The organism is Pseudothauera rhizosphaerae (assembly GCF_004801305.1).
GTDB lineage: Bacteria > Pseudomonadota > Gammaproteobacteria > Burkholderiales > Rhodocyclaceae > Pseudothauera > Pseudothauera rhizosphaerae.
In genome coordinates this window covers 339144-350640 of sequence record NZ_SSOD01000001.1, presented here as the reverse complement: position 1 = coordinate 350640, position 11497 = coordinate 339144, and the positions used below count along the sequence as shown (strand labels likewise).

General features: G+C 72.3%; 14 protein-coding genes. All 14 read right to left on the bottom strand.

What is annotated here, in order from left to right; translation table 11 throughout:
- Positions 1–7 precede the first annotated feature (7 nt).
- The 14 genes from hypE to E6O51_RS01630 all read right to left on the bottom strand — a co-directional run bounded on the left by hypE (position 8) and on the right by E6O51_RS01630 (position 11319).
- A complete protein-coding gene (hypE, locus tag E6O51_RS01695; protein WP_136383233.1) occupies positions 8–1054 on the bottom strand; it encodes a hydrogenase expression/formation protein HypE in 1047 nt (348 codons plus the stop codon).
- Positions 1051–1401: a hypothetical protein gene (locus E6O51_RS01690; protein ID WP_136383232.1), complete on the bottom strand. Its 351-nt coding sequence runs from the start codon at positions 1399–1401 to the stop codon at positions 1051–1053. The genes hypE and E6O51_RS01690 overlap by 4 nt, the downstream gene beginning before the upstream one ends.
- A gap of 17 nt (positions 1402–1418) precedes the next feature.
- Positions 1419–2552 carry a hydrogenase formation protein HypD gene (gene hypD, locus E6O51_RS01685; protein WP_136383231.1) on the bottom strand — a complete coding sequence of 378 codons (1134 nt, stop codon included), beginning with the start codon at positions 2550–2552 and terminating at the stop codon, positions 1419–1421.
- A complete protein-coding gene (locus E6O51_RS01680) occupies positions 2549–2788 on the bottom strand; it encodes a HypC/HybG/HupF family hydrogenase formation chaperone (protein WP_136383230.1) in 240 nt (79 codons plus the stop codon). The genes hypD and E6O51_RS01680 overlap by 4 nt, the downstream gene beginning before the upstream one ends.
- A gap of 3 nt (positions 2789–2791) precedes the next feature.
- Positions 2792–3853, bottom strand: a complete 1062-nt coding sequence (locus E6O51_RS01675; protein ID WP_230976666.1) for a Kae1-like domain-containing protein — start codon at positions 3851–3853, stop codon at positions 2792–2794.
- A 131-nt stretch (positions 3854–3984) separates the two neighbouring features.
- Positions 3985–4866 carry a hydrogenase nickel incorporation protein HypB gene (gene hypB / locus E6O51_RS01670; protein ID WP_136383229.1) on the bottom strand — a complete coding sequence of 294 codons (882 nt, stop codon included), beginning with the start codon at positions 4864–4866 and terminating at the stop codon, positions 3985–3987.
- 5 nt (positions 4867–4871) lie between these two features.
- Complete coding sequence (gene hypA, locus E6O51_RS01665; protein WP_136383228.1) at positions 4872–5213, bottom strand: hydrogenase maturation nickel metallochaperone HypA; 342 nt, start codon at positions 5211–5213, stop codon at positions 4872–4874.
- The gene (locus E6O51_RS01660) at positions 5206–6336 is read right to left on the bottom strand and encodes a nickel-dependent hydrogenase large subunit (RefSeq protein WP_136383227.1); all 1131 of its coding nucleotides are present in this window, start codon (positions 6334–6336) and stop codon (positions 5206–5208) included. The genes hypA and E6O51_RS01660 overlap by 8 nt, the downstream gene beginning before the upstream one ends.
- Entirely contained in the window at positions 6333–6812 is a 480-nt protein-coding gene (gene hybE / locus E6O51_RS01655; protein ID WP_168735153.1) for a [NiFe]-hydrogenase assembly chaperone HybE, read from the bottom strand. The genes E6O51_RS01660 and hybE overlap by 4 nt, the downstream gene beginning before the upstream one ends.
- Positions 6813–6877: 65 nt before the next feature.
- The gene (locus E6O51_RS01650) at positions 6878–7087 is read right to left on the bottom strand and encodes a rubredoxin (protein WP_136383225.1); all 210 of its coding nucleotides are present in this window, start codon (positions 7085–7087) and stop codon (positions 6878–6880) included.
- Positions 7080–7997 carry a hydrogenase expression/formation protein gene (locus E6O51_RS01645; RefSeq protein ID WP_136383224.1) on the bottom strand — a complete coding sequence of 306 codons (918 nt, stop codon included), beginning with the start codon at positions 7995–7997 and terminating at the stop codon, positions 7080–7082. The genes E6O51_RS01650 and E6O51_RS01645 overlap by 8 nt, the downstream gene beginning before the upstream one ends.
- 34 nt (positions 7998–8031) lie before the next feature.
- Positions 8032–8346, bottom strand: coding sequence for a HypC/HybG/HupF family hydrogenase formation chaperone (gene hypC, locus E6O51_RS01640; protein ID WP_136383223.1), 315 nt, complete (start codon positions 8344–8346; stop codon positions 8032–8034).
- Complete coding sequence (locus E6O51_RS01635) at positions 8346–8966, bottom strand: HyaD/HybD family hydrogenase maturation endopeptidase (RefSeq protein WP_136383222.1); 621 nt, start codon at positions 8964–8966, stop codon at positions 8346–8348. Before E6O51_RS01635 ends, hypC begins: the two co-directional genes overlap by 1 nt.
- A gap of 166 nt (positions 8967–9132) precedes the next feature.
- Positions 9133–11319: a bifunctional diguanylate cyclase/phosphodiesterase gene (locus E6O51_RS01630; protein WP_168735152.1), complete on the bottom strand. Its 2187-nt coding sequence runs from the start codon at positions 11317–11319 to the stop codon at positions 9133–9135.
- Positions 11320–11497: the final 178 nt, after the last annotated feature.

Below are 11497 nucleotides of genomic sequence, written 5' to 3'. Positions count from 1 at the left end.
GGGCTCTTCAGCAGATGCGCGGCAGCGGTTCGCCGGAGAGCCAGTCCAGCATGCGCTGGCCGCCGAAGGCGGTGCGGGCCTGGACGAAGTACTGCGGGTCGGCGGTGACCGTGCCGATGCGCGCGGCATCGCTGCCGAGGGGGTGGGTGCGCAGGGCGGCGAGCGCGGCGTCGGCGGCGTCCGCGGCGCACACGACGACCAGCTTGCCTTCGTTGGCGAGGTAGAAGGGGTCCAGGCCGAGCAGTTCGCAGGCTGCGGCCACCTGGGGATGGACCGGGATCGCCGCCTCGTCGAGTTGCATGCCGACGCCGGACTGGCGGGCGATCTCGTTGAGGGTGGTCGCCAGTCCACCGCGGGTGGGGTCGCGCAGCACGTGCACCGCGGGCACCGCGGCGAGCAGCGCGTCCACGAGGCCGTGCAGGGCGGCGCTGTCGGAGACGATGGCGGATTCGAAGCTCAGGGATTCCCGCTGGGCGAGGATGGCCATGCCGTGTTCGCCCATGCTGCCGGAGACCAGCACCGCGTCGCCGGGCCGGGCCAGTGCGCCGCCCAGCTCGCGCCCGGCGGGCAGCGCGCCCAGGCCGGTGGTGGAGATGAACACGCCGTCGCCCTTGCCCTGTTCGACGACCTTGGTGTCGCCGGTGACCACCGGCACGCCGGCCGAGCGGGAGGCGGCGGCCATGGATTGCACGATGCGGGCCAGGTCCGCCAGCGGGAAGCCTTCTTCCAGGATGAAGCTGGCGGTGAGATACAGCGGGCGGGCGCCCATCACCGCCACGTCGTTCACCGTGCCGTGCATCGCCAGGCTGCCGATGTCGCCGCCGGGGAAGAAGAGCGGGCTCACCACGTGGGCGTCCGTGGCCAGCACCAGGCGCTCGCCCGCCGCCGGGGCGGGCAGCACCGCGCCGTCGTTGCCCTGGGCCAGCCAGTCGTTGGCGAATGCGCGGGCGAACAGCTCGTCGATCAACTGGGCCATGGCGCGGCCGCCGGCGCCGTGGTTGAGGTCCACGCGGCCGTGGCGCAGGTCCAGGGGGCGGACGTAGTGGGCTTTCATGGCTTGAGCTGGAACAGGTCCGGCCGGGACTGCTGGTACACCCGCAGCCAGTTCAGCGTCAGCGGCGCGAGTTCGCGCACCGCCACCCACACCGCCAGCGGCCCGGCGCTGCCGGCGGCCAGTTCGCGGCCCAGTTCCTGCCAGCGCGCCCAGTCGATCTCCGCAATGGCGGCGCGTGCCGGCTCCGGCAACTGTTCGGCCGCCTGGGCGATGGCCTTCAGGCGCTTGACCGTCTCGCCGTGGGTCAGGCGGCTGCGGAAGAACTCGGCCTCACTCACTTCCTCGGTCAGGGTGACGATCTCGGCACAGGCTTCGTCGATCAGGCCCAGCAGGGCGCCTTGCAGCATGGTGGGTTTCCTTTTTTTCAGGTTGGGGCGTGGTCGCGGAAGCGGCCGTAGTTGTAATGGGCGGCACAGGCGCCTTCCGAGGACACCATGCACGAGCCCATGGGATTTTCCGGCGTGCACACGGTGCCGAACAGCCTGCAGTCCGTGGGGCGCTTGACCCCGCGCAGGATGGCGCCGCATTCGCAGCCCTTGTGGTCCGGCACCGGGCGGTAGTCCAGGCCGTACTTGGCCTCCGCGTCCCAGGCGGCGAAGGGTGCGCGGATGCGCAGGGCGGAATAGGGCACGCTGCCCAGTCCGCGCCATTCGAAGGCGCGGCGCAGCTCGAAGACCTCGGACACCAGGGCCTGGGCCTTGAGGTTGCCGTCCCGGCTTACGGCGCGGGTGAATTCGTTTTCCACCTGGGCGCGGCCCTCGTTCACCTGGCGCACCAGCATGCGGATGGCCTGCATCACGTCCAGGGGCTCGAAGCCGGCGATGACCACCGGCTTGCGGTATTCCTCGGCGAAGAATTCGTAGGGCCGGCTGCCGATCACCGTGGACACGTGGGCCGGGCCGACGAAGCCGTCCAGGGGCACGCTGCCGAGCTGGCGCACCTCCGGGCTCTCCAGGATGGTCTGGATGGCGGACGGGGTGAGCACGTGGTTGCACAGCACGCTGAAGTTTTTCAGATCCAGTTCCCGCGCCTGGCGCAGCACCAGGGCCGTGGGCGGGGTGGTAGTCTCGAAGCCGATGGCGAAGAACACCACTTCCCGCGCCGGTTCGCGCTGCGCGAGCGCCAGCGCGTCGGCCGCCGAATACACCATGCGGATGTCGGCGCCGCGGGCCTTGGCCTTCAGCATGGAAAGCCCCTCCGAGGCCGGCACCCGCAGGCAGTCGCCGTAGGTGGCGACGGTGACGCCCCGGTCCAGGGCAAGCCGGATGGCCAGATCGATGCGGCCGATGGGCAGCACGCACACCGGGCAGCCGGGGCCGTGGATCATGCGCACGTTGGCCGGCAGCAGGTCCGTGACGCCGTAGCGGGAGATGGCGTGGGTGTGGCCGCCGCAGAATTCCATGAAGGCGTAGCGGCGCGCGGGGTCGGCCTCGGCGCGGATCGCCGCGGCCAGCCCCTTGGCCAACTCGCCGTCGCGGAACTCGTCCACGTATTTCACGCCGCGCTTCCCGGTTGCAGCAGTTCGCCGGCCTCGCGGAACAGGGCCAGCGTGGCCTCGGCCTCCTCCGGGTCGAGGCGGGACAGGGCGTAGCCCACGTGCACGATCACGTAGTCGCCGGGCACGACGCCGTCCACCAGGGCCAGCGAGATCTGCTTGCGCACGCCGCCCAGGTCCACCACGGCCTGGTCGTCGGCGGCGAGTTCCACCACGCGGGCGGGAATGGCGAGGCACATGCTTCAGTTTCCTTGGAGGATGCGTTGGGCTACCCAGGCCTGCCCGGCGGCCAGGCCCGCATCGCCCGGCGGCAGGCGTTCGGGGCGCAGCACGGCGAGGCCGGCGGCGGCGAGTCTGTCGGCGAGGGCGGCGGAGAGCAGGCAGTTGTGGAAGCAGCCGCCGCCCAGCGCCACGGTGCGGCAGGCGAGGTTTTCGGCGGCGGCGATGAGCCATCCGGCAAGGGCCGCGGCCAGGGTGGCGTGAAAGCGGGCGGCGCCGAGCGGGGCGTTTGGTTCGTCGGCCAGGCGTGCGAGCAGCGGCAGCAGATCCAGCGTGCCGTCCGGCTCGATGCGCCAGGCATCGGGCTCAGGGGGCACCGGGCCGTGGGCCCGGGCCGCCGATTCCAGCGCGACGGCGGCCTGGGCGCCGGTTTCGTTCACCTCGCACAGGCCCAGCAGGGCTGCGGCGGCGTCGAAATGGCGGCCCAAGCTGGTGGTGGGCGGGGACAGTTGCGGGCGGTCGACGATGGATGCCAGTTGCGCGGCGGCCGTGTGGCGGGGGAAGCGGCGGGCGATCTCCGTGCCTCGCCCGGCCCGCTGCAGCACCGCAGCGGCCATGCGCCAGGGCTCGCGGGCCGCCCGGTCGCCGCCGGGCAGGGGCAGGGCACGCAAATGGCCCAGCCGGGTACAGGCGGCGCCATCCACATGCAGCAGTTCGCCGCCCCAGGCATGGCCGTCCGTGCCCAGGCCCACGCCGTCGGCGGCGATGCCCACCACCGGGCCGGCGTGGCCGTGCTCGGCCAGCACCGCGGCGAGATGGGCGTGGTGGTGTTGCACGGGGATGGCGGGCACCTGCAGCCGTTCCGCCAGCGCGCATGCGGCAAGTGTGGAGTGGAAGTCCGGGTGCAGGTCGTGGGCCACCGCCCGGGGCGCTTCGCCGGGCAGCGCGCCCAGCGCGTCCAGGGCGGCGTCGAAGCGGCGGCAGGCGTCGGCGTCGATCAGGTCGCCGGCGCCGGGGGCGCGGTGGAAGCGGCCGTCCGCGACCCGTCCCGGCGTGCCCTCGAACCAGGCGCCGGCCGCCAGCACCGGCGCACCGGGCAGGGGGAGTGGTGGTTCGACTGTGACTCCAACCGTTCGGGCTGAGCTTGTCGAAGCCCGCTTGGCGCAACGCCCTTCGACAGGCTCAGGGCGAACGGGAGCTTTGCACAGATCCGGGTTCATCTGTTCCGCGCGCGGGTGGCGCCGGCCTCTATCCAGGCCAGCCAGTCGTCGAAGCCTTCGCCGCTGGTGGCCGAGCAGCGGATCACCCGCAGCTTCGGATTGACCCGTAGCGCGTAGTCCACGGCGCGCCCGGCGTCGAAGGACAGATGGGGCAGCAGGTCCACCTTGGAGAGCAGCATCAGGTCGGCGGCGGCGAACATGTCCGGGTATTTCAGCGGCTTGTCCTCGCCCTCGGTGACCGACAGGATCACCACCTTGTGGGCCTCGCCCAGGTCGAAGGCGGCGGGGCACACCAGGTTGCCCACGTTCTCGATCAGCAGCAGGCCGTTCTGCGGCGGGGGCAGTTCGTCCAGCGCCCGGCCCACCATGTGGGCGTCCAGGTGGCAGCCCTTGCCGGTGTTGATCTGCAGCGCCGGGGCGCCGGTGGCGCGGATGCGCTCGGCGTCGAACTCGGTCTGCTGGTCGCCCTCGACGACCGCCACCGGCAGGCGGCCGGCCAGCCGGCGGATGGTCTCCACCAGCAGCGTGGTCTTGCCCGAGCCGGGACTGGAAACGAGGTTGAGCGCGAACACGCCCCGCTCGGCCAGGCGCCGGCGGTTGGCGGCGGCGAGGGCGTCGTTCTTGCCGAGGATGTCCCGTTCGATGCGCACCATCTCGCCCTGGGAGAGGCCGGGCGCGTGGGCGTGGGCCGGGCCGTGGCCGAAGTGCAGGTGGCCGGGGGTGGCGTGCACGGCTTCCGTTTCCACCGGCGGGGTATCGGCAGCCGGACGCCAGGTGCGCGTGCCGCCCTCGTTGTGCGCCTTGGCCGGCGCCCGCATCGGCACCGCCCGGCCGTCTATCGTCAGCGTTCCGCCGCCGCAACCGCAAACCGTACACATGCTTCCTACTCCAGTTCCAGGGCCTTGACCCGCATCTCCGTGCCGCCAGTGGGCTGCACCTGGTAGCTGCCGCAGTGCGGACAGGCATCGTACAGCGCCGCGATCGGCACGTTCGCGGCGCATTGCATGCACCAGCCGGTGCCGGGCGTCGTTTCCACGTCCACGCGGGCGCCTTCGGCCACGCTGCCGCGCAGCACCACGTCCAGGCAGAAGGTGAGCGCTTCCACCTCCACCGCGGCGAGTGCGCCGATCTCCAGCACCACCGCGGCTATCTTCCGCCCCGGATGGGCGCGGGCCGCGTCTTCCACGATACCGCGCACGCCTTCGGCCAGGGACATCTCATGCATGGCCGGCCTCCGCGAGGTTTACCTGGAAGGGCACGCAAGGATTGAGCCCGAGTACCAGCGCGGTCAGATGGCGGCGCGCGGTCTCCGGGTCCGGCGCCTGCCAGCCGCTGCCTTCGCGGGCGAAGCTGCCGGCGGGGTGGAAATTCCATTCGGTGGGGGCGACGATGGCGTAGTCGGCGATGGTGTCGCCTTCCAGACATACGGCGTGGATCAGCACGCCGCGGGCGGTCTCGCAGCGCGCCAGGCCCGCCGCTTCGCCGAGGGGCGCGGCGTCCAGCACCGGCGGCATGTCGTTTGCCAGCGGGTGGCGCAGCCGGCTGGCCCAGTCGGAGAGATCCACCACCTCGGCGAAGAGCCGCGCGGCCACCGGGTGGCCGCGGTCGATCAGCAGCTTGACCAGCATGGAGCCGTGGTGGCGCGCCAGCGCCCCGGTCTCGGCTGGTGCGCCCTGCCAGGTGGGGGCGCGGCAATAGGCTTCGTCCGGCACGCCGCCCAGTTCTGCCGCCCAGGTGGCGGCATCGGCGCCGGGCAGCAGCGCGGCCATGCCCTGCGGTGGGCTGTGGGTGCCCATCTCCAGGAGGTCGGCCAGGGCCGCGCCCACGGTGCCGCCGCGCCGGGCGCGGCTGGCGAATTCCGCTAGGCTGGACGGCTCCCGCGCCACCGTGAAGAAGCCGGAGAGCAGTTCGGCGGCCACCAGGTCCAGGAGCTGGCCGCCCACCTCGCGCGCGGTCTCGGCGCCGCCGGAACCCGCGCTGGCGAGGCGGCGGTAGAGCTCGGCGAAGCGCGCCCGGCGCGGTTCATGGTCGAACAGGGCCGGCCAGTCCAGCAGCAGGCGCCACAGGTGTTCCTGGGCGGCCTCGGCGGCGATGGCGCGTTCGGCGGCGATGCGCGCGGGTTCGTCGGGGGCGGGCTCCGCGCGGGCGGCGGCCACCGCGGCCCGCGCGGTGAGCCCCTGCGCCTTGCCGCACAGGGTGAAGAGGGCCGGCACCAGCGCCAGGGCCTCGTCCACGCTGCGCCCGATCAGCAGCTTCGCGGCGTGGGGGCGGCTGTTGCGGGCCGCGGCGCGGGTCACGCCGAGGCCGTCCCATTCAGCCGCGATCAGCAGTTCGCCGGCCGGGTTCATCGCCCGCCTCCGAACAGCCCGCCGCGCAGGAAGGCCCGCCGCGAGACGGGCTGGGCCGCCGGTTCGGCCAGCAGGGCGGCGAAGGCCGCCCGCGCGAAGGCTTCCCCATCCGCCTGGGTAGGGAAGTCGAAGGCCGGCGACGCCAGGGAACAGCATTGGTAGGGGCCCAGGCCGTCCTCGTGGCTGCCGAGGAATTCGTACTCGCCGGAAGGGAAATGCCAGTGCTGGGAGGCACCCACGGCGATGGCGCGGAAGCGCCCGCCGGAGCCGGGCAGGATGACCAGGTTCACCGCCCACGGGGTCACCAGCACACCCACCCACTCGCCCTGCCAGGCCTCCATGGCGGGCACGGCCACCGCCAGCGCCGGGTTCGCCACCGGCAGGCCGGCCATGCGGGTGGCGGCGATGCGGGCGAAGCGCTCGGCCAGGAGCTGCCGGGGGTTCTCGGTGTGGAAGGAAAAGGCCGTTGCGAGCACGGATGAGGTACCGGAACCTGCTAATGCGGCCGGAAGCATGTTCGGAGCGAGTGGTGTGTACCGCACTAGTCGTTGACCACCAGGAACTTGTGCTTGGGGGCGTCGCAGTTGGGGCAGGTCCAGTGGGCGGGCAGGCGGGCGAAGGGGGTGCCGGGCGGGATTCCGCCCACCTCGTCGCCCTCGGCCGGGTCGTACACCCACCAGCAGATGCCGCATTCGAGCCGCGCATCGTCGGTGAGCCGGCCGTCGTCGCCGAGATAGCTGCCCTCAAACATCGCCGGCGCCGTCTGCCAGACCTTTGCGCAGGGTAGCGACCCATTCGTCCAGCCGCAACAGGCTGTCGGCGAAATCCTCGGCGGCCGCCAGCGCCACGTCCGGGATGGCGGTGACCTCGACGGTGTCCAGGATCAGCCTGTCGTCGTTGTTGAAGTACTGCACGCGCCAGGTGGCGGGCAGCGCCGTGGCGGCGATGCGGCAGTTGCCGTAGCCGCGGGACAGGATGACGGCGCGGCCGGTGCCGAGGGCGGCGGAGAGCCAGGCCAGATCGGCCGGCGTCATGGGCAGCAGGCTGAGGTTGACCACGTGGGCGGGGTCGCCCGGGCGGTGGGCGTGGGCGGCGGCGATGAGTTCGTGCACCACGGGCTGGGCATTCATGATGCCGGCTATCAGGGGCGGCAGCGGGTGTCCGGCCTCCCGCTGCGGGGCGGCCGCGGCGGTCGGGACCGCGGCGGGGATGGGGCCCGCTTCCAGCACGTCGGCGGCCAGCCGCCCGTCCGCGTCCAGGGTCTGCACCCGCCACAGGCCGGCGAACACGGTCTCCTGGACGTGGATTTCGCCTGGGGTGCCGGGCGTGCCGCGCACGATGGCGGACACCTCGCCCTGGCCGAGGGCTTCGTTGATCACCGCCAGCGCGTCCGGTGGCATGGGCGCGAGGTCGTAGGCCGGGTTGGTGCCGGTGCCGAAGACCCAGCCGCGCAGGTCGGCAAGGGCGTCTTCCAGCACCGCGATGGCCGCGGCGGTGGCGGCCGGGTTGGCCGTCTCCGGCAGGGGCGGCGGGTCGAAGGTGCCCATGCCCGAGGGCAGCGGCAGCCAGTCGAAACCCTCGTCCGCGGCGGCTTGCGAACCGGGGCCGACCAGGGCGGACACGGCGTCCAGGGAAACGACCGGGATGGGGAAGGCTTTCATGGCCGGGGCTCCGTCGGTGGCAATCGGGCGAGGCTCACGACGTGGGAGCCTTGCGCAGGAATTCGGGCAGTTGCGGGCCGCGTTCGACGAGGTCGGCGAAGGCGGCGTCCACGTCGGCACTGCGCCCGGCGAGCAGGTCGCCCAGCGCGTCCAGGGCGGCGCCGATCCGCGCGGCGCGCTCGGCGTCCAGGACCTCGCGGGCGGCACCGAGGAAGGTCAGCAGCCAGGTGCCGGGGGGTTGGGGGCCGGTGAGCAGCAGGTCTATCCAGGCCTCGGCGCCGTCGCGGCCGCGGCACAGGGCGCGGACGGCATCGCCGTGTACGACCTGCATGGGAACGCCGATGCACATCAGCGCACCGCGTCCGGGTGGAAGCGCCCGTCGCCCAGGCGCCAGGCGGCTTCGGCCGGCGGGCGGCCGGCCTCGTAGCCGGCCAGGGCCAGGGCGTCGTCGTTGAGCACCGGCCGGGCGCCCTCGGCGGGACGCAGGTCCACGCCCCAGGCGCGCAGGCGGGCGGCGGCGAGTTCCACCGCCTCGGGCACGAGGGCGCGCACGGCCGGGCGCAGGCTGCCGCCGTAGTCGTCCAGTTCCGCGGGCTGCACGCCGATCAAGAGCATTTCCGCGGGCAGTTGCCCGAGCAGTTCGGCCGCGGCTAGCACTTCCTGGAAGCCGGTCTGGTGCAGGCTCATCTTCTTGACGCCCATGAAGCGCGGCACCTCGCCGTTTTCCACCTGGCGCAGGGTGCCGGGCGGCAGGCCGTAGTCGATGGCGTCGAAGACGATGAGGCGGCGCGCGGCGGTCAGGTAGGGCAGCAGGTACAGGCCCTGGGTGCCGCCGTCGAGCACGGTGACCCGCTCCGGCACCGCCCAGCGTTCGCCGAAGGCTTCCACGCAGCGCACGCCGAAGCCTTCGTCGGCCCACAGCAGGTTGCCGATGCCGAGCACGAGGATGGGGTCGGGCGTGTCGTTCATGGCGGTGGCGGGCGAGGGCGGAAGGGATGGGGAAGTCCAGCACGGAGCATGCCAGCCGCCGCCCCCGGCGACGGCGGCGGAGAATCAGCGACTTGGGGCGCGGAGCGGAGCGCGCAGGTGCTGAGGGTGGAAAGAATGTTTCCGGAACGGAAGGATTTCTTTCGTTTCAGTGCGGCAGCAGGCCGGAGGCGAAGTGCGCGTCGAATTCCTGCGGCAGCATGGGCTTGCCGACCAGGTAGCCCTGGATCACGTCGCAGCCGCGGCCGAGCAGGAAATCGCGCTGCGCTTCCGTCTCCACCCCTTCGGCGACGAGGGCGATGCCCAGGGTGCCGGCCATGGCGACGATGGCGCAGATGATGGCCTCGACGCGGGGGTCGCGCCCGATGGCCTGGACGAAGGACAGGTCGATCTTCAGCGTGTCGATGGGGTAGCGGCCCAGGCAGGCGAGGGAGGAATAGCCGGTGCCGAAGTCGTCGATGGCGATGCCCACGCCCATCTCCTTCAGCGCGCCGAGGATGTTGGGGGCGCTGTTGGCGTTGCTGAGGGTGAGGCTTTCGGTGATCTCGATCTCCAGCGCCGCGGGGGGGAAGCCGGTTTCTTCCAGAACCTCGTAGATCATGGGCACCAGCGTGCGCTCGCGGAACTGGCGCGCCGACAGGTTGACCGCCACCCGCAGGTCGCTGAAGCCCTGTTCGTGCCACAGGCGGCCCTGGGTGCAGGCGGTGCGCAGCACCCATTCGCCCACCTCGACGATGAGCCCCTTCTCCTCGCTGAGGGGGATGAAGCGGTCCGGGGTGATCACCTCGCCGTTGTGGCGCCAGCGCAGCAGGGCCTCCACGCCGACCGGGCGCTGCGCGCCGGCGCGGAACTGGGGCTGGTAGACGAGGAAGAACTCGTTGGCGCCCAGCGCGTTCTTGAGCGCGCTGCCGATGGCGAAACGCTCGCCGCTGCGGGTGTGCATCTCGGGGCGGTAGAACAGCATGGAGTTGCTGCCCAGCTCCTTGGCGCCGTACATGGCGTTGTCCGCGCAGCGCAGCAGCAGGTCGGGGCTGTCGCCGTCGTCGGGGAAGAGCGCGATGCCGATGCAGCCGCTGACGTAGACCTCGTCGGTGCCCAGCGCCACCGGCCCGCACACCGAGTCGAGCAGCTTGCGCGCCACCGTGGCGGCGTCGTGCATGTGGGGGATGCCGGGCAGGGCGACGACGAACTCGTCGCCGCCCAGGCGCGCCACCATGTCCTCGGAACGCAGGCAGGCGGCGAGCCGTTCGGCGACGGTGCGGATCAGGCGGTCGCCCTCGTCGTGGCCCAGGGTGTCGTTGACGTACTTGAAGTCGTCCAGGTCGAAGAACAGCACCGCCACCGTGCTGCCCTCGCGCCGCGCGCGGGCGAGCACCTTGGCGAGGTAGTCCTCGAAAAGGCCCCGGTTGGGCAGGCCGGTGAGCTGGTCGTAGTAGGCCTTGCGCGCCAGTTCGGACTCGATGCGCTTCTGTTCGGAGATGTCGATCAGCAGCGCGACGAAGCGGACGGCCTGGCCGCTGTCGTCGTGGATGGCCGACACGCACAGCAGCTCGGGGTAGATCTCGCCATTCTTGCGCCGGTTCCAGATCTCGCCGCGCCAGCACCCATACGCGCGCAGGGAGGCCCAGAACGCCTCGTAGAAGGCCTGGTCGTGGCGGCCGGACTTGAACAGCGCCGGGGTGGCGCCGAGCACTTCGGCTGCGTCGTAGCCGGTGATGCGGCAGGCGGCGGGATTGGCGGCGAGGATGCGGCCGTTGAGGTCGGTGATGAAGATGCCTTCCATGGCGCTGTCGAACACCGCCGCGGCCTGGTGGCGGTGGGCCAGCGCCTCGTCCGCCGCGGCGACGCGCGCGCGCAGGGCGAGGACGGCGGCGAGGTGGGTGGCGACCGTTTCGAGGAAGGCCAGCTCGCCCTGGCGGAAGCTGCGCCCGGGCGCGGCGCGCAGGCCGAGCACGCCGTGGGGCGCGGCGCCGGAGGCCAGCGGCAGCACGGCGGTGGCGCCGGGGGGCAGCGTGATCGGCAGTTCGGCCACCGCGTCGCGCGCCTGCGCCGTCTTGCCGGTGCGCAGGCAGCGGTAGGCGAGGGTTTCGCCGCGCAGCCCCTTGCTGTGGGGCAGGGCCTGGCCGGGCAGGGTTTCGAGTTGCGGATGGGTGCCGCCGACGGCCTCGATGTGCAGCGTGCCGGAGGCATCGGCGAGGGCGATCCACGCCGCCGGGCAGCCCAGGGCCCGCGCCAGCAGGCCTACGACTCCGTCCAGCACCTCCTCGTGGTCCGTGCCGGCCGACAGCAGCCGGGCATGGATGTCGAGGAGCAGGGATTGAAATCGCGGCGGCATGTTCGGCATGGCGGAATCAGCGCATCGACGGTCGATTCGTTCGCCGCTGGCCCGCACGCGACACCCCGGAGCGCACTCCCTTGTCATCGGAAGAAAAGGTGCGCGAATACTAATGCCGTGGCCGAAAGCGAAGCTAGACGCCGATCGCCTACCACTGCGCCGGGCGACACCGGCAGCG

Excerpts from the sequence above, each read along its gene's own strand:
- E6O51_RS01660 (WP_136383227.1), bottom strand. The coding sequence starts at position 6,336 with ATGAACCCGGCCGGCGAACTGCTGATCGCGGCTGAATGGGACGGCCTC.
- E6O51_RS01650 (WP_136383225.1), bottom strand. The coding sequence starts at position 7,087 with ATGTTTGAGGGCAGCTATCTCGGCGACGACGGCCGGCTCACCGACGAT.
- hypA (WP_136383228.1), bottom strand. The coding sequence starts at position 5,213 with ATGCATGAGATGTCCCTGGCCGAAGGCGTGCGCGGTATCGTGGAAGAC.
- E6O51_RS01630 (WP_168735152.1), bottom strand. The coding sequence starts at position 11,319 with ATGCCGCCGCGATTTCAATCCCTGCTCCTCGACATCCATGCCCGGCTG.
- hypE (WP_136383233.1), bottom strand. The coding sequence starts at position 1,054 with ATGAAAGCCCACTACGTCCGCCCCCTGGACCTGCGCCACGGCCGCGTG.
- E6O51_RS01645 (WP_136383224.1), bottom strand. The coding sequence starts at position 7,997 with ATGAAAGCCTTCCCCATCCCGGTCGTTTCCCTGGACGCCGTGTCCGCC.
- E6O51_RS01635 (WP_136383222.1), bottom strand. The coding sequence starts at position 8,966 with ATGAACGACACGCCCGACCCCATCCTCGTGCTCGGCATCGGCAACCTG.
- E6O51_RS01690 (WP_136383232.1), bottom strand. The coding sequence starts at position 1,401 with ATGCTGCAAGGCGCCCTGCTGGGCCTGATCGACGAAGCCTGTGCCGAG.
- hypC (WP_136383223.1), bottom strand. The coding sequence starts at position 8,346 with ATGTGCATCGGCGTTCCCATGCAGGTCGTACACGGCGATGCCGTCCGC.
- hypB (WP_136383229.1), bottom strand. The coding sequence starts at position 4,866 with ATGTGTACGGTTTGCGGTTGCGGCGGCGGAACGCTGACGATAGACGGC.
- E6O51_RS01680 (WP_136383230.1), bottom strand. The coding sequence starts at position 2,788 with ATGTGCCTCGCCATTCCCGCCCGCGTGGTGGAACTCGCCGCCGACGAC.